Raw genomic sequence first — 20,814 nt, forward strand, 5'->3', positions numbered from 1 at the left:
GAATGGCTATGGCACAGCGAAGGTGTAGCAGTATTAGGATCAGTTATTTAGCAGAACAGTGGGTAAATCGGAAGGTGAAACCGTGAGTGTCGCCCTCTTGTTGGCGGGCATTAAAAAAACCTATGGGCCTGCGGGCCCATAGGGTTTTGCGGCAATTGCCAGCGGGGTGCTATCTGGCTTGGCGTACCGGCATGGCGTTCGGGACCGCTGCTGCATGTGCATGGCGGTTTTGGGCTGTCGGTGCCGGCTTCTGGAACTGACGCACCAGCCGATCGAGGTCGCTCAACTGACTCACCAGCTGGGTGATGCCGTGCACGGCGTGCTGGCTGCCTGTGCTGGAGTCATCGGCCAGTGTCTTGATGCTGAGTACGTTGCGATTGATCTCGGCGGTCACATGAGATTGCTCCTGTACCGCCTGGGCAATCTGGCCGCTGCCTGAGGCAACCTGCTGCAACATGCTGTTGATCTGCTGCAGTATGCTGCCGGTCGCCGACGCCTTCTGCTGGCAGCTCTCGGATAGCTGGCACCCCTTCTCCATTGCCTGCTCAGCATCTCCGGCGCTGGTTTGCAGCTCTGTGATCATCTTCTGGATTTCGCTGGTGGAGGCTTGGGTCTTGATGGCGAGCGAGCGGATTTCGTCTGCCACCACCGAGAATCCCCGACCAGCCTCACCGGCGCGGGCAGCTTCAATTGCCGCATTGAGCGCCAGCAAGTTGGTCTGGTTGGCGATGTTGTTGATCACATCGAGAATGCCGTCGATATCGCGGCAGTGGCCAACCAGTTCGCTGATGACCGTCTTTGAGGTAGTCAGCTCGCTGTTCATGCCTGCCACGGCCGCCACTGTCTCGGCAACGCTGCTGTTGCCGTTCCTGAACAGGTCGGTCGTCTCGTCCAGCAGGCTGGAGGCGTCGCTGGAGCTTTGCGATACCTCGCGGATGGACTCCGACATCTCTGTGATGGCGGTGGCCACCTGATTGGTCTCGGCTTGCTGCTGTTGCAGGTTGTCGGTGATGGATTCGGCGTTGCGCAGATCCCCCTCTGCGGCCTGAAGTATTTGAGTGCAGGTTTGCTGGGTGCGGGCCAGTACGGCATTGAACTCGGCCTGATTCATCAGCATGGCGAGCTCGATGGCGGCGATGTTGTCGACCTTGTTGGTATAGAGCAGCTGCATCAGCGGGTTGTCGAAGCGGCTGCGAGCCATCTTGTTAAGCTTGCCCAGACGGCGGGAGAGGGCATGGATAACCACAGCCGCGAGTGCCAGCGGGAGGGCTGCCAGCGTCAGTTGCCAGTTAATGCCCTGGCTGTAACCCAGGCCGAGCATGGTCGCCAGACTTAGCAACAGGCAGAGGTTGATGGTCAGGGTATGGGAGAAGGTGGGCAGCCTGAGAGCCAGTGGAACCTTGTCATTGCGCAGGTCGGCATAGACGCCCTCGGCACGCTGTTTGAGCGCTTCGCTCGGCGCAGTATGTACCGATTGAAATTCGGCTATCCGTCCATTTGTGTCTTTGATCGGGGTGACAAAGGCGCTGACCCAGTAGTGGTCGCCATTCTTGCAGCGATTCTTGACCGGCCCCATCCAGCTCTTTCCCTCCTTGATGTGGTGCCACATATCTGCAAAGGCCTGTTTGGGCATATCCGGATGGCGCACCAGATTGTGATGTTGGCCTCGTAACTCGTCAGGGCTGAATCCTGCGATGTCACAGAATTCATCGTTGGCATAGGTAATGCGACTTTCCAGATCCGTGGTGGATATCAGGTTCTGGTGGTCCGGATAGAGGCGTTCGCGCTGAGTAACGGGTTGGTTGACTCTCATGGATCTGCTCCAGAATGGGGTTGTTAGGAAAGACGTATTGCCAGTGCAAGTGGCGCACCAAGGTGACGCCTTTGGTGATAATTTTGTAAATAGAGGCTTTATCCGACCAAAATGGTCAGACTTTGCTGGGAGTCCGGATCATGGAGGGGTGATCAAACAGATCGATTCGCATTTCGAGAACCGATTTGGGAGCAACAGGGGGAATTTCGCAAGATGGGGCGACAGGTGTGTCACGACAAGAGGAGCCAGCCGAGGGCTCCCCTGGGGTCAGACGGTGGGTGCCGGCGAGAGGGGATCTTGTTCGGGCGGCGGGGGCAGCGCCATGGTCTCGATTTGCAGCCCCTGCACCAGCACGGTTTTCAGGTCCTGCAGATACTCCTCCAGCGGTGACTCCTGCAACAGCTGGGCGAGTTCATTGCCCACAGGCGTCAGGCGGTAGTAGAGCAGGGTGATGTTGGCCTGCTTGCGTTGCAGGCGCCAGTGCTGGTTGCCAGACGCCAGCTCCACCCCATCGGCGGGCAGTGGACCGGATTCCAGCTCCCCTCTGTGCAGCAGACCGAGCTCGAACAACTGCAACAGGGCATTGTAGGGCAGCCGGTATTTGCCAAGGCCAAGGCGGGTCACCTTGGCGCGGGTGAGCAGGCTGGCACCCTTGTGCAGCCCCAGCAGCAGACGCTGCTCATCGCTGCCCGCATAGTGGCAGGAGAGGGCGCAGACCCGCTGAAACAGCATGGCTTCGCGCTGGGTCATCTCTTTGAGGGTGGTCAGGGCGCGGATGGAGAAGCGGCCGGGAGTGGCGACCTCGATGGCGAAGATGCGGCCCCACAGCTGCTGCATGGGCACCATGCTGATGTCTTCCGCCAGTTGCAGGAAGCGGGTCAGCCAGTCGCTGTCCATCTCGCCGCCGGCAGCCGTCTCCTCACAGTGACGGGAGGCCATCACCATGATGGCTTCCAGGTTGCGCTGGCGAGCGGCCTGATCCGCCAGATGGCGAAAGGTGGCGCGTTGCTCGAAGGTGCTGTCGCTGTTGCGAGTGAGCATGCCATCGATGCCGCGGCTGCGGGCCAGGCGCAGGGTCTGCTCCTGGCTGCTCAGGATGGCACTCTCTTTCTTGGGCGGGGGAAGGTCAGCCATGCTGGCTCCGTGATCGCAAGGTTTGGCCTTGAATGTTACTCCAACCGGCATGGCGGGCAATCCCTCAGGCAGGGACTATGTCTGGATTTTTGCCCGTGACGGGACAAAAAATGGCCTCCGAATGGAGGCCATCTCGTGGCTGGCGTTATTGCAGGGCCGGGGTATGCGTCATGGTGGCCAGTGCCCGAACACCTTTCATGGCCAGACTCACTCTTCGTAGACGCTGACCTCGACCCCTTCCATGGAGTAGGAGGCGGTCGCCATTTCATGGCTGGAACTGATGGTGCGCATCTTGCCCTTCACCCAGATGGCGTCCCAGAGATCATCCACGGGAGCGCCCTTGGGATAGCTCACATAGATCACCTGATTGGTCGGGGGGGGCGGCACATGGATACAGGCGCCGAAGTAGGGCACCAGCAGGAAGGCGGTGATCTTCTTGGCATCTCCCTCCAGCGGCACCACGAACCCCGGAATGCGCACGTCCTGCTGATCCAGCTTCTGATTGACGCCCCCAACGGGTTGAGGAACCGACATGGGATCTTCATGGTTGACCTGGGGCGGTGGCAGCAGCCTTTCCCCTTCCGGGATCAACACATCCCAGTCGATGGTCTTGTAATCGGCGGCCACTGCCGGCAGCACCAGCAGGCTGGCCAGCAGCGCCATTATTTTCCACTTCATCATCTGTCCTTCTGTTTGTCGCTCACTAGACCCGGATGCTCATGCCATCGCTCAGGCTGTAACGGTAGGCGCGGGCCGCCGGCAGCAGGCCGATCACCATGCCTGCCAGCCACACCAGCCCCAGCAGTTGCCATTCATAGGCGCTGGGCAGCCCCAGGCTCAATTGCAGGCCATAGTGGCTGAGCAACCATGGAGTGGCAAGCCCTTGCCCCAGATAGAGCGCGGCTACTCCGACGGCTATGCCCGCTGTGGTGAGGGCCATTGCTTCCAGCGCCAGCAGCAGGAAGAGGTGGGCCGGACCCGCGCCGAGGGATCTCAATATGGCCAGCTCGCGTCGCCGCTCGTTGAGCCCCGCCAGCAGTGTGGTCAGCATGCCGATGAGGCCCGCTACCACCACAAATCCGGCGATCACCGAGAGCGCGGTTTCTGCCACGCTCATCAGGCTCCACAACTCCTGCAGGGCCGCCCCCGGCAGGATCGCCATCAGCGGCTCGCCTCTGTAGGTGTTGACGCTGCGCTGGAGCTGGAACGCCAGGATGCGATTGCTCAGCCCCACCATGAAGGCGGTAATGGTCTTAGGCGTCAGATCCTGCGCCAGTGCCTGCTCGGCTGTCACGTTCTTGCTGTGACGACCCGTATCCCAGCCGAGGTGGATGGCCTCGATACCGGCCAGCGGCACATGAATGGTGCGATCGATGGGGGTGCCGGTCGGTGCCAGTATTCCCACCACTTTGAACGGCAGGTTGTCGTGCTGGCTGAAGGAGGTATTGCCGGCGCCGTGGGCGATGATGATGGATTGATCCAGCCGGTAGCCCAGCTTCTCTGCCACCTGGGCGCCGAGTACCGCCTCGAATGGCGTGTCGAACGGCCGCCCCTCCCGCAGTTGCAGCGACTGCTGCTGGCCGTACTTCAGATGAGTGAAGTAGTCGCCATTGGTACCGAGTACCCGAAAACCCTTGTGGGAATCACCGAGTGAGAGGGGAATGGTCCAGGCCACGCCGGGTTTCTGTTTGATGGCTTGATAGGCATCCCAGCCTACGTTGTTGGTGGGATTGCCGATGCGAAATACCGAGTAGAGCAGCAGGTTGACCTGGCCGGAGCGGGCGCCGACGATAAGGTCTGTGCCCGATACTGTATTGGAAAAGCTCTCGCGGGCCTGGGTGCGAACCCGCTCCACCCCGAGCAGCAGGGTGACGCTGATGGCCACGGCCAGCAGGGTCAGCCCGGCGGTGAGACGACGGGCCCAGAGACTTTGCAGGGCAAGTTTCAGCACGTTAGCCTCCGGTTTTGTTGTTGCGATGCATCCGCGCATGCGGATCCCGCCGGGCGGGTGCCGTGGTGATGAATGGTCAGCATATGGCCCTCCGGTTGAGCTGTTGCAGGTTTTCAACCCGCGGGAAGAGAGGTTCGAGGTAGGGATCGTGACTGACGAAGATGAGGGTCGACCCCTGCTTGTCACACTCCTCGAACAAGAGCTTGATAAAGGCGGCCCGGTTGTCGGTATCCAGAGCCGAGGTGGGCTCGTCGGCGATCACCAGCGGCGGCGAGCCGATCAGCGCCCGCGCGGCGGCTACCCGCTGCTGCTGGCCGATGCTGAGGGCGTGAACAGGACGATGCAGTGCTTCGTCCGGCAGTTGCAGCTCTCCCAGCAGACGGCGTGCCTCCTGTTCGGGGCTGCCTTGCAGACGAGCCCGTTTCTCGGACGAGAAGGTGAGGGCGGCGGTGACGTTGTCCAGCACGGATAAAAATGGCAGCAGATTGAACTGCTGGAAGATATAACCCAGATTGGCCGCCCGGAAGTGGTCACGGGCACGGCCGGATAGCTGGGCCAATGGTTGGCCCAGCACCTCCAGGGTGCCGTGGTTGGCGGTCTGGATCCCGGCCAGCAAGCCGAGCAGGGTCGACTTGCCAGAGCCCGACGGACCCTTGATAAACACCCGCTCACCTTGGGATATGGTGAGGGCGGGCAGATCGAGTACAGGCTCGTGACCAGGCCAGGAAAAGGCCAGATCGCGGATCTCAACCACGGCTTTTTTCATGGGATTACCAGCTCAGCTTGTTGGCGGATGGAGTCAGCTCGGCCGCGGTCTGGCCGGTGGGCAAGATGCCCTGCACGCTCAGCTTTTCCAGGCTCGGGTAGACGCTGAACAGGGTGGCTTCCAGGCCGGTCAGCTTGGCAGGTATCTGGCAGGTGTAGGTGTACATGGCCCCCAGATCGGCGTGACCCGCCTCGTCATGGTGGTGTTCATCGTGATCGCTGCCAGCCTTTTCATGGTCATGGTCGTGATCTTCCTTGGCCGCCCGCAGCTCCTGGTGAGTCAAGGTGCAGCCAGCCGCCGGGTCTAAACGGAACAGAGCATCCGGCTGCTTGAGCTGAGCCATGGCCTTGGCGTATTGCGCCTTGTCTGCATCGCTCTTGGCGGCGTGCTCGAACCCGACCAGATCGGCGCCGGGTGCCTGCAACTCTATCATCAGCTGGTTGCCATCGAGCACCAGATTGAGGTGAGCGTGACCGTGCTCGTGGGCACCGTGGCCGTGGCTTTCATGCTCGTCGTGGTTTGCTTGCACGCCAAAGGCGGCGGCTGCCAGTAATAAGGTGACTGCTTTCATCGTTAATCCTTGCGAAACAATTAATAAGAGGAATATTCAGAGGGAAAAGTGATGAGGGGTGGAGGCGCGCGGATGCGGCAATGACCTGTGGTTCTGTACTGCGGGGTAGGGAAAGCGATGGGGGCGAGATGACCTGCGACAAAGAGTGGCTGTGGGACTGGTAGTGTCGGCGTCAGAGCAAGCTTGCCATCCAGATGGAGGGCGCAGAGAAGGCAGCTGTGATTGTGGTCTGGCAGGTCCGCTTCCAGCGGGTGTTGTGCCAGCGCCGGTTGTATCCACAACCAGCCCAGCAGCAACAACCCGATTTTCAGCTTGGAACGACCCATAGACCCTTATGAAAGGGCGCCGTCAGCGCCCCTTCTCTCTGATTCAGAGATGGGACTGGATGAGCCCCATCACGGTAGCAATATTGGTGGCATCGAGCTGGCCGTCTTTGGCGAACAGCACCTTGCCCTCTTTATCCAGCAGTATGATGGCCGAACTTTCCGGCGCGAGATCCCAGGCGTTGCGAGCCATGCCTTTGGCATCCAGTACCATGGCGGACCAGGGGAACTCTTTCTTGCTGTCTTCGGCACTGCTCTTCACAAAGCCGGAAGTACCCCAGATGGCGTCATTGCTGTTGATGATGGTGACGGTCTGGTACTTGTCGTGAGGTAGCTTGGCCGCTTTGATCGCCTCGATCATGGGGGCGTTTAGTTCCTTGGCACTGGATCGACCCGCTATGTGCTGGATCAGAAAAACTTTGCCAGTCAGTACCTTGCTTTGCCAGGGTTGGTAGCTGACCTCTTTCTCTTTCAGCACCAGTTCACCCTTGTCGCTGATATTGACCAGCGGCACCTGGGCAGACTCCTTGATGTTGTGAGCCATGGCTAGGGTCGGCAGCAGCGCCAGAGTAAGTACGAGATGTTTCATCCTGATGACACTCCTTTTGTTATGTTATAACGATTTTTCACTTGAGGGAATGGGGCAGAACTCATCCTAAACTGATCGGATCTGTTTAAAAAGTGTTAAATAAACTCGCAAGAGCATCGAAGGTGCCGCCCGTCAGCGCTGAGCTCGGCTGACAAAGGCGGCAAGGATGGCACGCAGTCGATAAAAATCAATTGGTTATCAACTGGTTTGATGAGTGTTGAACCTAGTACAAGGGTTCGCTGACCAGCGGGATCTTGGCCATGGTCATCTGCTCGGCCAGCAGGGGCGAACCTGTCAGCAAGACGTGGCGCTGATTGCCGATCACCACCGTATCCCCTTTCAATCCACTGTCGGCCGTGATGGCCAGCCAGGCTGGCGAGACGCTGCCGATGCTGATATTCGGGTAGATGATGCTGAGCATGTATTGCGGTGCCAGCTCTGCCAGCAGGCTTGCCATCAACAGTGCCTTCTCATCGCTGTCTGCCTTGTTGTTCTGCAATGCCTGCAGGGGCGGGGCGAAGTGATCCATCTGTTCCGGTGGCGTGGGTATACCGCTCAGCCACTCCTGCAACAGGCCGACGCTGGTGGCCAGATCCTTGGCGGAAAACTGCTTTGCCAGGGGTTTGAGATCCCCCTTGAACTGGTAGAACAACTGGGAGTAATTGGGGCGCACGCAGGGCAGCTTGCGGTTGGATGGATGAACGCAGGGCACGACCCGCATCTGGTAGAAGGCGTCGTCCTGATATTGCTGGTAAGCCTGCCAGAACAGGGTCGACTCCATGCTGTCGTCGCGCAGGGTGAAGGCCTGCTCCAGATTGCGAAACTTGGTGGCGGTCTCGGGACTGTTCTGATTGATGAGATTGATGCTGTTGTAAAGACGCGGGCTTATGTAGGAGTAGAGTGTCTCCAGCGGATAGTTGAGGGCGGCATCGAGCAGGGTCATTTCGTGGCGGCTGACCGACATGATGCGTTCATTGGTATTCAGTTGCAGTCGCTTCTGTTGCCCGTCAGCAGATTGCCACTGCCAGCTCAGGTTGACCTCGCTTGCCCCGACCGTCGATGTGACCACTAGACTCAACAACAGACCTTGTGCCAGTTTCATGATGGTGCATCCTGCTCGGGGTGATACTAAACAACTAGGTGAGCCGACCGGATTTGGATTGGTTTAGTTTTTGTGATCTGGGTAACAGTCTGATAAGGCTTTAAATTTAATTCTCGAAATAAGTCATACAGGAAACTGCCATGAAGCGAATTCCCATACTCTTGCTGCTGTTGGCCGCCTTGCCTGCGGCGGCGGGCCAGGTGATCGTCAACCAGGGCATGTCCATTGAGGACACATTCGCGCTGCGAGACAAGCTGGCGCGGGAGCATGAATGGCAGGAGTGGCTGCGTTTCCAGCAGGCCATCAAGTGGCTGGAGGTATTGCCGGTCAACTGTGAGCTGATGAGTCAGCCGGGCGGTGGTTATCGCTGTGGCAGCAACCATTACCGACCCTATCAGCAGGATGGACGGGAGATTTACATCCAGGGCGATCCAGCCGGGGTGACGCAGGGTCAGCCTCCGTCGCATCCAATGAAGAAGGCGCCTTGAGGCCAGTGCCGCTCTGTCGCGACTGAGCGAGATTCTGCTTTATCTGAACGGCATCAAGGCATCGATGGCGGTGCCGTCTACCTCTTCAATGCTCGTGTTGCTATCTCTCGGTCAAGGGATATCACCTCAACCGTTTCCACTTCTTGTTCAACATATAAATGAAGCAAAGGCGCTATTGGCGCTTTGGCGCCTGACCTCTTCTGGGTGACCGAGAGACGCCCTTGTTTGGGGCTGCATCATGGCTCTGGCTCGGGTTACACTGTGCCATCGTTGGGCGCAGAAAAAGCAAGATGAGCGACCGTGAGGAGGCCGGACAAATGGCGTCCTCACGGCAGTATCCTTGGCCATGGCAGGAGACAGGATGAGCAAGAAATCGTTGGATTGGGGTATCGATCTCGGTGGTACCAAGTGCGAGTGTGTGGTGCTGGATGGCGACGAGGTGCTGCTGCGTCATCGCATCCCCACTGAACGTCAGGGCGGTTATCAGCATATGATCGGCCAGATCGTGAAACTGGTAGAGGAGTGCGCGGTCAAACTGAGTCAGCGCCCAACCATCATAGGCATGGGCACGCCCGGCGCGCGTGATCCCCAGACAGGGGTGATGAAGAACTGCAATACCACCGAGCTCAACGGCAAGCCGTTCAAGGAAGATCTGGAACGCAGGCTCGGCGTTCCCGTGCTCATCGCCAACGACGCCAACTGCTTCGCCCTGGCGGAAACCCATCTCGGTGCGGTGCGCCAGCACCATCCCGATGCGAAGGTGGTGTTCGGCATCATAATGGGCACCGGTGTTGGCTCCGGCATCGTCATCAATGGCAGTATTTTGAATGGCCACCACGGCATCGCCGGTGAGTGGGGCCACAATGTGCTCTCCCCCGATGGTCCCGAGTGCTACTGTGGCAAGCGTGGCTGCGTCGAGACCCTCATCAGCGGCCCGGCGCTGGAGGCCTGGTATCAGGCCAAGACCAAGCGTCATCTGTCGCTGGCCCAGATTGCGGCGACGACGGCTTATGATCATGTGGCCAAACTCACTATCGATCGTTTGCACTTGCTGTTCGGTCAGGCGCTGGCCAACGTGGTCAATATTCTCGATCCGGATGTCATCGTCATCGGTGGTGGCGTCGGCAATGTGCAGAGCCTCTACAGCGCAGGGCGCCAGACAATTTTGCCCTTTCTCTTTAATCCCCGCTTCGCTACCCCCATTATTGCTCCAGCCTTGGGAGACAGCGCCGGTGTGTTCGGGGCCGCACTGCTGGCCCGTGGCGTATTCCATGACGCCCTGCTGTCGTGAATCATCCATCCGTTCGTCCCTTTGTCGCAGGTAAGGACACACTTTTTTCATGATCAAGATTGCCATCAATGGGTACGGGCGGATCGGCCGCAACGTGCTACGTGCTCTTTATGAAAGCGGGCGCGACAAGAACATCAAGATAGTTGCCATCAACGAGCTGGCGGCGCCTGAGGCCATGGTGCACCTCACGCGTTTTGACACCAGCCACGGTCGTTTCCGCTATCCGGTACAACTGGCGGGTCACAGCATGCTGGTGGGGGAGGATCTCATCTCCCTGTTTGCCGAGCAGGATCCCGCCAATCTGCCCTGGCGGGCGCTGGGAGTGGACGTGGTGCTCGATTGCACCGGTGTATTCGGCTCGCGGGCCGACGCCGAACTGCATCTGGGCGCGGGGGCGGGCAAGGTGCTCTTCTCCCATCCGGCGGATGCGGATGTGGATGCCACCATCGTCTACGGAGTGAACCATCAGGTGCTGACGGGAAGGGAGCGGATCGTCTCCAACGCTTCCTGTACCACCAATTGCGTGGTGCCCGTCATCGAAACATTGCATCGAGAATTCGAGATAAATTGTGGTACTATTACGACAATTCATTCGGCCATGCATGATCAGCAAGTCATCGATGCCTACCACAGCGACTTGCGTCGAACCCGTGCTGCCAGCCAGTCCATCATTCCGGTGGATACCAAGCTGGCAAAGGGGTTGGAGCGAATCCTCCCCCACTTCGCCGGCAAGTTCGAGGCGATCGCGGTACGGGTGCCGACCATCAACGTAACGGCAATGGATCTCAGTATTACTGTTCGTAAAAAAGTGACGGTTACTGACGTAAATCAAGCCCTGCAACGGGCATCCAGAGGTACATTAAGCGGTATTCTGGATTACACGGAGGAGCCATTGGTCTCCGTAGACTTCAATCATGATGCACACTCCTGCATCATCGATGGTACCCAGACACGGGTAAGCGATGCCAACCTCGTCAAGATGTTGATGTGGTGCGATAACGAATGGGGCTTCGCCAACCGTATGCTGGATACCACCCGGGCCATGATGGCCGCAGGCTGAGAGCCTGAACGGGCGCAAGGTTACTGTTTTTAACATTACCTGAAAATATAGAGGACTGAATATGTCTGTTATCAAGATGACCGACCTGGATCTGGCGGGTAAACGCGTTCTGATCCGTGCTGACCTGAACGTACCGGTAAAAGACGGCAAGGTCACTTCCGACGCACGTATCGTGGCGACGCTGCCGACCATCAAGCTGGCTCTGGAAAAGGGCGCCAAGCTGATGATCACCTCCCACCTGGGTCGCCCGACCGAGGGTGAATACAACGAAGAGTTCTCCCTGGCTCCGGTTGTCAACTATCTGAAAGACGCTCTGTCCTGCCCGGTCCGCCTGGCCAAGGATTACCTGGATGGCGTAGACGTCGCCGCCGGTGAGCTGGTCGTGCTGGAAAACTGCCGTTTCAACAAAGGCGAGAAGAAGAACACCGAAGAGCTGGCCAAAAAATACGCCGCCCTGTGTGACGTCTTTGTAATGGATGCGTTCGGTACTGCTCACCGCGCCGAAGGTTCTACCTACGGTGTGGCTCAATTTGCCCCGATCGCCTGTGCAGGCCCGCTGCTGGCCGGTGAGCTGGAAGCCCTGGGCAAAGCCATGCTGAAACCCGAGCGCCCCATGGTTGCCATCGTTGGCGGCTCCAAGGTCTCTACCAAGCTGACCGTGCTGGAATCCCTCTCCAAGATCGCTGACCAGCTGGTGGTCGGTGGTGGCATCGCCAACACCTTCATCGCGGCTGCCGGTCACAACGTCGGCAAGTCCCTGTGTGAACACGACCTGCTCGACACCGCCAAGAAACTGGCTGCCGAGACCAACATTCCGGTCACCACAGACGTGGTCGTGGGCACCGAGTTCTCCGAGTCCACTCCGGCCACCATCAAGTCCGTCTCCGACGTGACCGACGGCGACATGATCTTCGACATCGGCCCTGACTCTGCCAAGGCCCTGGCCGACATCATCATGAACGCCAAGACCATTCTGTGGAACGGCCCGGTCGGCGTGTTCGAGTTCGACCAGTTCTCCGCAGGCACCAAGGTGATCGCCGAAGCCATCGCTGCTTCTCCGGCCTTCTCCATCGCTGGCGGTGGTGACACCCTGGCCGCCATCGACAAGTTCGGCATCGCCGACAAAGTCTCCTACATCTCCACTGGCGGCGGCGCCTTCCTGGAGTTTGTAGAAGGCAAGGTACTGCCGGCTGTTGCGATGCTGGAACAGCGCGCCAAAGCCTAATTGACCCGGGACGGGGGGCAAAAGCCTCCCGTTTCGTTTATCATGTGGCCGCTGTGCCGGTTCATGATGAACCCCCCATTTTTTATTAACGGCATACGAGAACAGGACGATTAAACATGTCTAAGAAAATTTTCGACTTCGTAAAACCCGGCGTGATCACTGGTGATGACGTTCAGAAAGTATTCGCCATCGCCAAAGAGAACGGCTTCGCTCTGCCAGCTGTAAACTGCGTTGGTACCGACTCCGTCAACGCCGTACTGGAAGCGGCTGCCAAGGTCAAAGCGCCGGTTATCGTTCAGTTCTCCAACGGTGGTGCCGTGTTCACCGCCGGCAAGGGTCTGAAGCTGGAAGGCCAGCAAGCCGCCATCATCGGTGCCATCTCTGGTGCCAAGCATGTTCACGCCGTTGCCGAAGCCTACGGTGTACCTGTCATCCTGCACACCGACCACGCTGCCAAGAAGCTGCTGCCGTGGATCGACGGTCTGCTGGAAGCGGGCGAGAAGCACTTTGCTGAAACCGGCAAGCCGCTGTTCTCCTCCCACATGCTGGATCTGTCCGAAGAGTCTCTGGAAGAGAACATCGACATCTGCTGCGAGTACCTGACCCGCATGGCCAAGATGAACATGACTCTGGAGCTGGAACTGGGTTGCACCGGTGGCGAAGAAGACGGTGTGGACAACAGCCACATGGACCAATCCGCCCTGTACACCCAGCCGGAAGACGTGGCTTATGCCTACGAGCGTCTGTCCAAGATCAGCCCGCGTTTCACCATCGCTGCCTCCTTCGGCAACGTACACGGTGTATACAAGCCGGGTAACGTCAAGCTGACCCCGTCCATCCTGGACGCTTCCCAGAAATTCGTTTCCGAGAAGTTTGGTCTGCCTGCCAAGTCTCTGGACTTCGTATTCCACGGTGGTTCAGGTTCCACTCTGGAAGAGATCCGCGAGTCCATCTCCTACGGTGTAGTGAAGATGAACATCGACACCGACACCCAGTGGGCTACTTGGGAAGGTCTGCTGCACTTCTACAAGACCAACGAAGCTTACCTGCAAGGTCAGCTGGGCAACCCGGAAGGCGCTGACAAGCCTAACAAGAAGTTCTACGATCCGCGTGTATGGCTGCGTGCCGGTCAGACTTCCATGATCGCCCGTCTGGAGAAAGCCTTCTCCGACCTGAACGCCATCAACGTACTGTAATTCGTTACCGTATCTTGATTGCATGCAAAGGCGCCCTTCGGGGCGCCTTTTGTATTTGTGGGTTGCGGTCATCAGCCCCACGGCGTGACCGAAGCAAAAGGTATCCCCCGGGATGCCTTTTGCATTTCTGTGATCCTCATGGACTGGATTGGTAGCGGGGGGCTGGGTATTATCGATGACAGGTCGTTTATTTTAGTAAACACATGGTCACTAAGGCGGGATGCTGAGTATGCAGGCAGGAAAGTTCAACGGATATCAGGAACATGTGGCCTCCTATTATGCGGCCACCCGCAACGATAATCAGCAGTGGCCAGAACTTGGCGGTGAGCTGAATGTCGATGTCTGCATCATTGGTGGCGGCTTTACCGGCCTCAATACTGCCATCAACCTGGCACAGGCGGGCTACAAGGTGGCCCTGCTGGAGGCAAACCGCATCGGCTGGGGGGCGTCCGGTCGCAACGGCGGCCAACTCATTCGTGGCATAGGCCACGATACCGGCCAGTTCGCCCGCTGTATCGGCGAGCAGGGAGTACGGGAGCTGGATCTGATGGGGTTGGAGGCGGTGCAGTTGGTGCGAGAGCGCATCGAGCACTTCAACATCGACTGCGATCTCACCTGGGGTTACTGCGACCTCGCTACCCGTCAGCGCCATCTTGCCGGATTTGAGGAAGAGGCGGCACATCTGGCCAGCCTGGGTTATCAGCACGAGATCAAGCTGGTGCCACGGGAGGAGATCCACTCAGTGGTGGGGTCGGATCGCTATATTGGCGGCATGATTGACATGGGCTCGGGTCACCTGCATCCCCTCAATCTGGCGCTGGGTGAGGCGCGCGCCGCGGCCAGCCTGGGTGTTGCTCTGTTCGAGCACTCCCGAGTGTCCCATATCGACTATGGCAAGCGGGCGCAGATCACCACGGCCCGTGGCCGGGTGAGTGCCGATTATCTGGTGATAGGTTGCAACGCCTACCTCAATGATCTCAATCCCGAATTGGGGGGCAGGGTGCTACCGGCGGGCTCTTACATTCTCGCCACTGAGGTGCTGGAGAAGCGGCTGCGCCAGCGCTTGTTGCCGCAGAATATGGCGGTGTGCGATCAGAACGTGGCGCTCGACTACTATCGCCTCTCCGCCGATGGTCGCCTGTTGTTTGGTGGTGCCTGCAACTACTCGGGAAGGGACCCGCGGGACATCAAGGCCTTTATGTTGCCCAAGCTGCTGAGAGTCTTTCCCGAGTTGGCGGGGACGGCCATCGAGTTTCAGTGGGGCGGCATGATAGGGATAGGGGCCAATCGCTTGCCGCAGATCGGCCGCTTGCAGGATCATCCCAACGTCTTCTATGCCCAGGCTTATTCAGGTCATGGCCTCAACGCCACGCATATGGCGGCCAAGCTGGTGGCAGAGGCGATCCGCGGCGAGAGCCGGGGCTTCGATCTGTTCAGTGGCGTGCCCCACATGACCTTCCCCGGTGGCCCGGCGTTGCGCTCCCCCCTGCTGGCGCTCGGCATGCTGTGGCACCGGATGAAGGATCTGTTGTAAAGGGCAAGCGCAAGCAGCCCGAAGGGGGCGGGTGGAGGCGTTATTGAGCAGGTTCGGCCAGACGCCAGCCCTGTTCGGTTTTCATCATCCAGACGTCGGTTTCTTGCTGCAGCACTTGACCGGCCTCGAAGTCGCCATATTTTCGCTCCAGCTCCATCAGTCCCATCTCTTGCTGGAAGGGACCGACCCTGTCATAGACCAGGTCCTCGTCGTGCAGTACCTGCAACTGATCCAGCCCCAGCTTGAAATGGAGCTGGTAGCTCACCTTGATCAGATAGACGCCCTCCATCCGCTCTTCTTTGCCGAGAATGGCGAAGTCACTGATCTCGAACAGATTGTCGTCTGTGTCAGACTGGAGTTTGGCGGTGACCTGATGCTGGATTGCCTCTTCACCGGGTCCTGCGTAACAACCATATAGCCAGAGGGCCAGCAGGGGGATGAACCACTTTTTCATCAAAACTCCGGACGAACGAGACGGGAAAGGGCAAATTCTGCCACGCTGCCGATCATATACAAGGGATTGTCAGAAAAATCAGTAGCTAGCCGCGGGTATGGCCCGGAGCAGTTAACTCCGGGCCAATGGCCTTCAGCGCAACTTGTCGAGCTGACCCAAAAACTCGGTGGGGCCCATAAAGCCGGTCACCCGCTGGTCACTCAGTTCCTGGCCGGCACTGTCGAAGAAGATCAGGGTCGGCAGGCCCAGCACGTTCAGGCCGTTGAGCAGTTCCACATCGGCATCGTCGTTGGCGGTGACGTCCGCTTGCAGCAGTGCGATGTCATCGAAGCGCGCCCGCACGGCGGGATCGCTGAAGGTCTTGTGCTCGAACTCCTTGCAGGCCACGCACCAGTCGGCGTAGAGGTCCAGCAGCACAGGTTTGCCGCGGGCGGCGGCGAGTTGCGTCTTGAGGTCATCCAGGGTCTTGATGCGGATAAATTGGGGCGCCTGGGTCTCGGCGCTGGCCTTGACGCCGGGCACGGGCAGCAGCAGATCCTTGCCTACCACCACCAGGCTCATCATCGCCAGCAACAGCACAAAGCCGCCGAGACTCTTGCCGACCGAGTGGGCGCGATGCTGGTTGTGGTGATAGAGGTAGCCGCACAGCAGCAGCCCCCAGCCGAGCCAGGCGAGGGTGGCGACCTGGTCGCTCCAGAGCCGTGACAACAGTAGGATTGGCACCGCAAGCAGCGCAAAACCAAAGAGTTGCTTGATCACATCCATCCAGGCGCCCGCTCTGGGCAGCAACTTGCCCCCTGAGGTGCCGAGCAGCAGCAACGGCGGTCCCATGCCCAGCGACAAGGCATAGAGGGCCGCACCGCCGAGCCAGAGATCGCCGCTTTGAGCCACGTAAATCAGGGCGCCGGAGAGCGGTGCCGTGGTGCAGGGGGAGCAGACCAGGCCCGAGATCATCCCCATGATGCTGACCCCGAGTACAGAGCCTCCCTGCTGGCGGTTGGAGAGGCCGCTCAAGCGGGTTTGCAGGCTGCTCGGCAGTTGCAGGGTGTAGAGCCCGAACATGGAGAGCGCCAGCAGCACGAACATGACGGAGAGCCCGATCAGCACATAGGGGTGCTGCAGCGCCGCCTGGAATTTCAAGCCCGCCGACGCCACCACCAGCCCGAGCAGGGTGTAGGTCACCGCCATCCCCTGCACATAGACGAAGGAGAGCAGGAAGGCGCGGCGGGTGGAGAGCCTATGACCCGCCCCGGCTATGATGCCGGTCAGGATCGGGTACATGGGGAAGACGCAGGGGGTGAAGGCGAGCCCCAGCCCCAGCGCGAAGAAGGCGGCGATGCTGAGCCAGAAGCCCTGGCTGCCGAGGGCCGCGGCCAGTTGATCCTGCTGACTGCTGGCTGGGGCGCGGGTCATGTCATCGGTGGCGGCCGGATCTGTATCGTTAGCGACGACAGGCTGCACCGCAATCTGCTTGTCTGTGGGCGGGTAGCAGAGGCCGTCGGTACAGCCCTGATAGCTGACGGTGAGGCTGGCCTGCTGGCCCGCCTCGGTCAGGGTGACGGGGATCTGCACCTCCCGGTAGTAGACCCAGGTCTTGCCGAAGAAGTCATCCTCATGCTCTGCCCCGGCGGGCAAGACGGGTTCGTTGAAGGTGAGATTCTCGCCCTTGAAGCGTAAGCTGTGGCGGTAGAGATAGTAGTTATCGGCGATGCGCAGGGTCAGCAATAGCTGGTTGCCTTGCTGTTCACTCTCGAGCGCGAAGGCGTCGTCGACTTTCAGAAACTTGGGCTGGGCGTTGGCCTCGATGCCGAGGGCGCTCAGCAGACTGTCACTGCTGGCCTGAACCGGCGTCACACTCAGGGTGGACAGCAGCATGGCGAAGAGCACAAGCAGGGGGGAGAGCAGGCGAGACAGTGTCATGAGGTTTCCTGTGTTAACCAGTCGAGATAGGGCTGATGGCCCTGGCTTGTCGGGAGTGCCAGGATCTCCGGCACCTCATAGGGGTGATGGTTGAGGATACATAGGCGCAAGAGTTCGAACAGCGAGGCCCGCGACTTGATGATGAGCTGGATCTCCCGTGCCCGTTCGATCTGCCCCTGCCAGCGATAGATGGAGGTGAGACCGGGCAGCTGATTGATGCAGGCCGACAGCCGCTGGTTCAACAGTTGTTCGCTGATGAGGTCGGCGATCGCCTCATCCGGGCAGGTGCAAAGCACCAGAATGGCATCTGTCATGGTGAAATTTCTCGTCCGTTCGAGGCGGCACGGCGCCTTTAAACCAGCGGCTACTATACCTAGCGATGGGGTAAATAGCATCTGACGGGCTTTATCGGCTCGACATGAAAATAAGTGGGGGGCATGAGATAGACGCTGTCAAAGGGACAAGGCAGAATGAGCGGGCTTGTTCCCATTCGACGTAAGGAAATGTATGACCCAACAGAATGAGCAGCAGAGAAACCGCATGTTGAGCCTGTTGCGCGAAGGTGAGCGCCGTATGTTGGTGCAACTGGCCGGTCTGCTGCGTACCAGTGCCGATGAAATCAATGCCGAGCTGGAAAAAGAGGAGCTGCTGGCTACCCTGGAGCAACCCGTCACGGTGGAGTATCTCAACGGCGTGGTGCAACACCATCTGTTCGAGCGTCTGCACAAGGGTGACATGGTGGCGGCCCAGCGCCTGCTGAACCAGTACCAGAGCGACCTCGAGGCCATGCTGACCCAGGAGTCGGCCGAGGCGGATGCCCCGACCGAAGAGCTGAAGGCGCAGGCCTGAACGCTGCGGCAGGCCCGCCGGGCTTGTCCTCCCCCAGCACCATCATGCCCCTTGCATGATGGTGCCTCGTTTTTCCTGCCGTTTTTTGCCGTCTTTCAACCCAGTGCGTTCTGCTGCCACTGGCCCGGGATCGGGTACACCTTGTCGTAGCTCCAGTTGTAGATGAAGGCGTAGACCAGATAGAAGGTCACGAAGCCGATGTTGAGCGCCAGCGCCGCCAGCAGGGCGAGATCCAGCCACCAGGCGATCACCGGCAGGGTCAGCGCCATGAAGCCTCCTTCAAAGCCGAACGCATGGACCACGCGCTGCCACAAGGTCTTGTGCGGGTGACCTTGGTACTTGAGCAGCAGCTTGTCGAAGCCGATGTTGTAGACATAGTTCCAGAAGGTGGCCAGCACCGAGAACAGGATGGCCAGCGGCCCCATGTGACTGAGCTCGATACCTGTGACCCAGCTGGCCAGGGGGGCGGCGATGAGCAGACCTATCACTTCAAAGCCGATGGCATGGCGGATACGGTCGTTGCGGGTACGCATAAATTCCTCTCTTTAAACAGGTATGTTGACTGACTGGTTGGCAATCTATCCCTATTTGTTGATAGTTTCACGTTGGCATCCATCGCTAAAATAGATAGATGACCGCATTTGCAGGAGCAGGACGATGAATCCATCGCTGGAACAACTCAGGGTATTGCTGGCCGCTGCACAGGCGGGCTCCTTTTCGGCGGCGGCGCGCCAGCTGGGCAAGGCGCAGTCGGTGGTCAGCACCGCCATCGCCAATCTGGAGATAGATCTGGGGCTCGAGCTGTTTGATCGCTCTGCCCGCTATCCTGTGCTGACAGAGGCGGGCACCCGCATCCATCAGGAGGCCACTATCTTGCTGGCCCAAAGCGAGCGCTTGCAGGCGATAGCCGGTGAGCTGGCCGCAGGCGTAGAGTCGAGGCTCACCCTGGCCATCGATGATGACTCTCATCTGCCCTGGCTTGGCTCCCTGTTGGAGGAGTTCGCCACCCGCTACCCCGGCGTCGAGCTGGAGTTGCTGTTTCCGCTGATGGAGGATGTGACCGAACTGCTCAAAAGCGGCCGGGCCCAGCTTGGCATCAGCTATCAGAAGGAACGGCCTGAGCGGGAGCTCGCCTCCTGTTCACTGGGCTCCGTCAAGATGCCGTTGGTGGTCTCCCCCGATCATCCGCTGGCCCGCAAGACGCCACTGCGAGAGAGCGACTTGCAAGGGGCCCGCCAGCTGATGGTGACGGGGCGACGGGAAGGCACGGAGCGCCACCGTTTTCGCCTCTCGGCACAGGTGTGGTGGGTGGAGGGGGATCTGGGCATTTTGGAGCTGGTCAAGCTGGTCAAGCTGGTCAAGCTGGGGTTGGGCTGGGCATCAGTGCCGGACTTTCTGTTGCACCGGCCGCTGGCGCGAGGGGAGGTAGTGGTGCTCAATCCGGACTTCATTGCGCTGGCTGAGCTGGCTCTGGAGCTGCAATGGTATCGCGCCCGCCCGCTGGGGCAGGCGGGGCGCTGGCTCAAGGAGGCACTGCTGGCGCGAGTGCCTCGTTAGCCGACCTTACTCGGTCAGCGAGTAGGGCAGGGCTTGCAGAGCAAGGCTGGAGGCCTCCTCCTGCTTGAAACGAAAATGGGCATCGGCCTCTGTATCCTTGGGCAGCACGGCCGTGATCCACACCTGATCTGCCTGTTGCCAGACGTTGAGCACCATGCCGCTGCGTCGCCAGTTGTCACCGAGCTGGATCTCCAGGGCATCGCCACAGGCGACGGGCTCGCTGGCAGTCCCGGCCAGCACGAACAGGGCGCGATTGTTGGCCCCGCGATACTTGGCGCGGGCGACAGTCTCCTGCCCCATGTAGCAGCCCTTGGTGAAGCTGATGCCATCCAGTGCCTGCAGGTTCAACATCTGGGGTATGTACTCCCCCTGATGCACGGCTTCCAGATGGGGGATGCCAGCCTTGATATCCAGTCCCCACCAGAGTGATTCGCTACCGGCAGGCAAGTCTATGGTCAGTGGTTGCTCGCTCACCAGCAGCCAGCGATCCGCTTCGATCTGCACTGCCATGCCATCGTCGATCAGGCCGGTTTGTGACACGGCAAATCGGGCCTCCATCCACTCATCCGTGCCCTGGCCAGCCACGCCAACTGCCTGACCATGGTTCTCGGCGATCTCGACCTTGGCAAACACCGCAAACTTCTTGAGTTCGGGCAACTGACGCGCCAGCACAGAGGGCTTGGTCAGCATCAGCAGGCGATCGCTCAGGTAGAGCAGACGAAAATCGCTCCACAGCTTGCCTTTGGCATCGCAGTGGCCGCCCAGCGTGCTTTGGCCCGGTTGCAGTGCATTGACATCGCAGGTGACCTGGCCTTGCAGATACTTGACGCGATCTGCACCGGTCAGGCTGGTGATGGCGAGATCGGTCAGGGAGAAAAGGGTTGGCTCGGCAGGAAAAACAGGCGTTTGCAGGCTCACGATGGTATTCCAGAGACAGAAAGTATGTGACCTGCATGGTAAAGACGTAAGGAATGTTTGTCAGCCGGAAAAT

General features: G+C 59.4%; 22 protein-coding genes. 8 read left to right on the forward strand and 14 right to left on the reverse strand.

Annotation, left to right across the window (positions count from 1 at the left end):
* Positions 1 to 169: 169 nt before the first annotated feature.
* From AXW79_RS10000 to AXW79_RS10035, 9 genes are all read right to left on the reverse strand, one after another.
* Entirely contained in the window at positions 170 to 1,813 is a 1,644-nt protein-coding gene (locus AXW79_RS10000) for a methyl-accepting chemotaxis protein (RefSeq protein WP_005318785.1), read from the reverse strand.
* Positions 1,814 to 2,080: 267 nt separating this feature from the next.
* Complete coding sequence (locus AXW79_RS10005; RefSeq protein WP_043144728.1) at positions 2,081 to 2,947, reverse strand: TIGR03899 family protein; 867 nt, start codon at positions 2,945 to 2,947, stop codon at positions 2,081 to 2,083.
* Positions 2,948 to 3,154: 207 nt separating this feature from the next.
* Complete coding sequence (locus tag AXW79_RS10010; RefSeq protein WP_011899071.1) at positions 3,155 to 3,628, reverse strand: DUF3299 domain-containing protein; 474 nt, start codon at positions 3,626 to 3,628, stop codon at positions 3,155 to 3,157.
* A gap of 22 nt (positions 3,629 to 3,650) precedes the next feature.
* Positions 3,651 to 4,898 (reverse strand): ABC transporter permease, encoded by a 1,248-nt coding sequence (locus AXW79_RS10015; RefSeq protein WP_005318791.1) that lies wholly within the window; start codon positions 4,896 to 4,898, stop codon positions 3,651 to 3,653.
* Between the two features lie 76 nt (positions 4,899 to 4,974).
* Positions 4,975 to 5,664: an ABC transporter ATP-binding protein gene (locus AXW79_RS10020; RefSeq protein ID WP_005318793.1), complete on the reverse strand. Its 690-nt coding sequence runs from the start codon at positions 5,662 to 5,664 to the stop codon at positions 4,975 to 4,977.
* Between the two features lie 4 nt (positions 5,665 to 5,668).
* Positions 5,669 to 6,235: a DUF2796 domain-containing protein gene (locus AXW79_RS10025; RefSeq protein WP_005318795.1), complete on the reverse strand. Its 567-nt coding sequence runs from the start codon at positions 6,233 to 6,235 to the stop codon at positions 5,669 to 5,671.
* Positions 6,236 to 6,255: 20 nt separating this feature from the next.
* Complete coding sequence (locus tag AXW79_RS23750) at positions 6,256 to 6,561, reverse strand: hypothetical protein (protein ID WP_011899069.1); 306 nt, start codon at positions 6,559 to 6,561, stop codon at positions 6,256 to 6,258.
* Between the two features lie 43 nt (positions 6,562 to 6,604).
* Positions 6,605 to 7,147 (reverse strand): YtfJ family protein, encoded by a 543-nt coding sequence (locus AXW79_RS10030; RefSeq protein WP_005318797.1) that lies wholly within the window; start codon positions 7,145 to 7,147, stop codon positions 6,605 to 6,607.
* Between the two features lie 223 nt (positions 7,148 to 7,370).
* Positions 7,371 to 8,249 carry a hypothetical protein gene (locus tag AXW79_RS10035; protein WP_005318799.1) on the reverse strand — a complete coding sequence of 293 codons (879 nt, stop codon included), beginning with the start codon at positions 8,247 to 8,249 and terminating at the stop codon, positions 7,371 to 7,373.
* 140 nt (positions 8,250 to 8,389) lie between these two features.
* Between AXW79_RS10035 and AXW79_RS10040 the strand changes: the two genes are divergently transcribed.
* The 6 genes from AXW79_RS10040 to AXW79_RS10065 all read left to right on the forward strand — a co-directional run bounded on the left by AXW79_RS10040 (position 8,390) and on the right by AXW79_RS10065 (position 15,043).
* On the forward strand, positions 8,390 to 8,737 hold the full coding sequence (locus AXW79_RS10040; RefSeq protein ID WP_005318801.1) for a hypothetical protein: 348 nt from the start codon (positions 8,390 to 8,392) through the stop codon (positions 8,735 to 8,737).
* A gap of 361 nt (positions 8,738 to 9,098) precedes the next feature.
* A complete protein-coding gene (locus AXW79_RS10045) occupies positions 9,099 to 10,028 on the forward strand; it encodes an ROK family protein (RefSeq protein WP_005318803.1) in 930 nt (309 codons plus the stop codon).
* 49 nt (positions 10,029 to 10,077) lie between these two features.
* Positions 10,078 to 11,088, forward strand: a complete 1,011-nt coding sequence (gene epd / locus AXW79_RS10050; protein ID WP_005318807.1) for an erythrose-4-phosphate dehydrogenase — start codon at positions 10,078 to 10,080, stop codon at positions 11,086 to 11,088.
* A gap of 61 nt (positions 11,089 to 11,149) precedes the next feature.
* Entirely contained in the window at positions 11,150 to 12,313 is a 1,164-nt protein-coding gene (locus tag AXW79_RS10055) for a phosphoglycerate kinase (protein ID WP_005318809.1), read from the forward strand.
* Between the two features lie 116 nt (positions 12,314 to 12,429).
* On the forward strand, positions 12,430 to 13,509 hold the full coding sequence (gene fbaA, locus AXW79_RS10060) for a class II fructose-bisphosphate aldolase (RefSeq protein ID WP_005318811.1): 1,080 nt from the start codon (positions 12,430 to 12,432) through the stop codon (positions 13,507 to 13,509).
* A 229-nt stretch (positions 13,510 to 13,738) separates the two neighbouring features.
* Positions 13,739 to 15,043, forward strand: a complete 1,305-nt coding sequence (locus AXW79_RS10065) for an NAD(P)/FAD-dependent oxidoreductase (RefSeq protein ID WP_085941506.1) — start codon at positions 13,739 to 13,741, stop codon at positions 15,041 to 15,043.
* A 40-nt stretch (positions 15,044 to 15,083) separates the two neighbouring features.
* Here AXW79_RS10065 and AXW79_RS10070 read toward each other — a convergent pair whose 3' ends face one another.
* The 3 genes from AXW79_RS10070 to cutA all read right to left on the reverse strand — a co-directional run bounded on the left by AXW79_RS10070 (position 15,084) and on the right by cutA (position 17,731).
* Positions 15,084 to 15,497: a hypothetical protein gene (locus AXW79_RS10070; protein ID WP_005318816.1), complete on the reverse strand. Its 414-nt coding sequence runs from the start codon at positions 15,495 to 15,497 to the stop codon at positions 15,084 to 15,086.
* Positions 15,498 to 15,629: 132 nt separating this feature from the next.
* A complete protein-coding gene (locus tag AXW79_RS10075; protein ID WP_005318818.1) occupies positions 15,630 to 17,417 on the reverse strand; it encodes a protein-disulfide reductase DsbD in 1,788 nt (595 codons plus the stop codon).
* Positions 17,414 to 17,731, reverse strand: coding sequence for a divalent-cation tolerance protein CutA (gene cutA / locus AXW79_RS10080; RefSeq protein ID WP_005318820.1), 318 nt, complete (start codon positions 17,729 to 17,731; stop codon positions 17,414 to 17,416). The genes AXW79_RS10075 and cutA overlap by 4 nt, the downstream gene beginning before the upstream one ends.
* Positions 17,732 to 17,924: 193 nt before the next feature.
* Here cutA and AXW79_RS10085 point away from each other — a divergent pair, with 193 nt between their 5' ends.
* On the forward strand, positions 17,925 to 18,266 hold the full coding sequence (locus tag AXW79_RS10085; RefSeq protein ID WP_005318822.1) for a hypothetical protein: 342 nt from the start codon (positions 17,925 to 17,927) through the stop codon (positions 18,264 to 18,266).
* Between the two features lie 95 nt (positions 18,267 to 18,361).
* Here the strand turns inward: AXW79_RS10085 and AXW79_RS10090 are convergent, their stop codons facing one another.
* Positions 18,362 to 18,799 carry a PACE efflux transporter gene (locus tag AXW79_RS10090; protein ID WP_005318824.1) on the reverse strand — a complete coding sequence of 146 codons (438 nt, stop codon included), beginning with the start codon at positions 18,797 to 18,799 and terminating at the stop codon, positions 18,362 to 18,364.
* 124 nt (positions 18,800 to 18,923) lie between these two features.
* Between AXW79_RS10090 and AXW79_RS10095 the strand changes: the two genes are divergently transcribed.
* Positions 18,924 to 19,823: a LysR family transcriptional regulator gene (locus AXW79_RS10095; protein WP_005318825.1), complete on the forward strand. Its 900-nt coding sequence runs from the start codon at positions 18,924 to 18,926 to the stop codon at positions 19,821 to 19,823.
* A gap of 6 nt (positions 19,824 to 19,829) precedes the next feature.
* Here AXW79_RS10095 and ygfZ read toward each other — a convergent pair whose 3' ends face one another.
* Positions 19,830 to 20,741, reverse strand: coding sequence for a tRNA-modifying protein YgfZ (ygfZ, locus tag AXW79_RS10100; RefSeq protein ID WP_005318827.1), 912 nt, complete (start codon positions 20,739 to 20,741; stop codon positions 19,830 to 19,832).
* Positions 20,742 to 20,814 lie beyond the last annotated feature (73 nt).

The organism is Aeromonas salmonicida subsp. salmonicida (assembly GCF_001643305.1).
Taxonomy (GTDB): domain Bacteria; phylum Pseudomonadota; class Gammaproteobacteria; order Enterobacterales; family Aeromonadaceae; genus Aeromonas; species Aeromonas salmonicida.

What these genes read in the sequence shown, in the direction of transcription:
- AXW79_RS10055 (WP_005318809.1), top strand. Translation starts at nt 11,150, where the DNA reads ATGTCTGTTATCAAGATGACCGACCTGGATCTGGCGGGTAAACGCGTT.
- AXW79_RS10085 (WP_005318822.1), top strand. Translation starts at nt 17,925, where the DNA reads ATGACCCAACAGAATGAGCAGCAGAGAAACCGCATGTTGAGCCTGTTG.
- AXW79_RS10070 (WP_005318816.1), bottom strand. Translation starts at nt 15,497, where the DNA reads ATGAAAAAGTGGTTCATCCCCCTGCTGGCCCTCTGGCTATATGGTTGT.
- AXW79_RS10035 (WP_005318799.1), bottom strand. Translation starts at nt 8,249, where the DNA reads ATGAAACTGGCACAAGGTCTGTTGTTGAGTCTAGTGGTCACATCGACG.
- fbaA (WP_005318811.1), top strand. Translation starts at nt 12,430, where the DNA reads ATGTCTAAGAAAATTTTCGACTTCGTAAAACCCGGCGTGATCACTGGT.
- AXW79_RS10005 (WP_043144728.1), bottom strand. Translation starts at nt 2,947, where the DNA reads ATGGCTGACCTTCCCCCGCCCAAGAAAGAGAGTGCCATCCTGAGCAGC.
- AXW79_RS10095 (WP_005318825.1), top strand. Translation starts at nt 18,924, where the DNA reads ATGAATCCATCGCTGGAACAACTCAGGGTATTGCTGGCCGCTGCACAG.
- AXW79_RS23750 (WP_011899069.1), bottom strand. Translation starts at nt 6,561, where the DNA reads ATGGGTCGTTCCAAGCTGAAAATCGGGTTGTTGCTGCTGGGCTGGTTG.
- epd (WP_005318807.1), top strand. Translation starts at nt 10,078, where the DNA reads ATGATCAAGATTGCCATCAATGGGTACGGGCGGATCGGCCGCAACGTG.
- AXW79_RS10040 (WP_005318801.1), top strand. Translation starts at nt 8,390, where the DNA reads ATGAAGCGAATTCCCATACTCTTGCTGCTGTTGGCCGCCTTGCCTGCG.
- cutA (WP_005318820.1), bottom strand. Translation starts at nt 17,731, where the DNA reads ATGACAGATGCCATTCTGGTGCTTTGCACCTGCCCGGATGAGGCGATC.
- AXW79_RS10090 (WP_005318824.1), bottom strand. Translation starts at nt 18,799, where the DNA reads ATGCGTACCCGCAACGACCGTATCCGCCATGCCATCGGCTTTGAAGTG.
- AXW79_RS10025 (WP_005318795.1), bottom strand. Translation starts at nt 6,235, where the DNA reads ATGAAAGCAGTCACCTTATTACTGGCAGCCGCCGCCTTTGGCGTGCAA.
- AXW79_RS10075 (WP_005318818.1), bottom strand. Translation starts at nt 17,417, where the DNA reads ATGACACTGTCTCGCCTGCTCTCCCCCCTGCTTGTGCTCTTCGCCATG.
- AXW79_RS10000 (WP_005318785.1), bottom strand. Translation starts at nt 1,813, where the DNA reads ATGAGAGTCAACCAACCCGTTACTCAGCGCGAACGCCTCTATCCGGAC.
- AXW79_RS10010 (WP_011899071.1), bottom strand. Translation starts at nt 3,628, where the DNA reads ATGATGAAGTGGAAAATAATGGCGCTGCTGGCCAGCCTGCTGGTGCTG.
- AXW79_RS10045 (WP_005318803.1), top strand. Translation starts at nt 9,099, where the DNA reads ATGAGCAAGAAATCGTTGGATTGGGGTATCGATCTCGGTGGTACCAAG.
- AXW79_RS10030 (WP_005318797.1), bottom strand. Translation starts at nt 7,147, where the DNA reads ATGAAACATCTCGTACTTACTCTGGCGCTGCTGCCGACCCTAGCCATG.
- AXW79_RS10065 (WP_085941506.1), top strand. Translation starts at nt 13,739, where the DNA reads ATGCAGGCAGGAAAGTTCAACGGATATCAGGAACATGTGGCCTCCTAT.
- AXW79_RS10020 (WP_005318793.1), bottom strand. Translation starts at nt 5,664, where the DNA reads ATGAAAAAAGCCGTGGTTGAGATCCGCGATCTGGCCTTTTCCTGGCCT.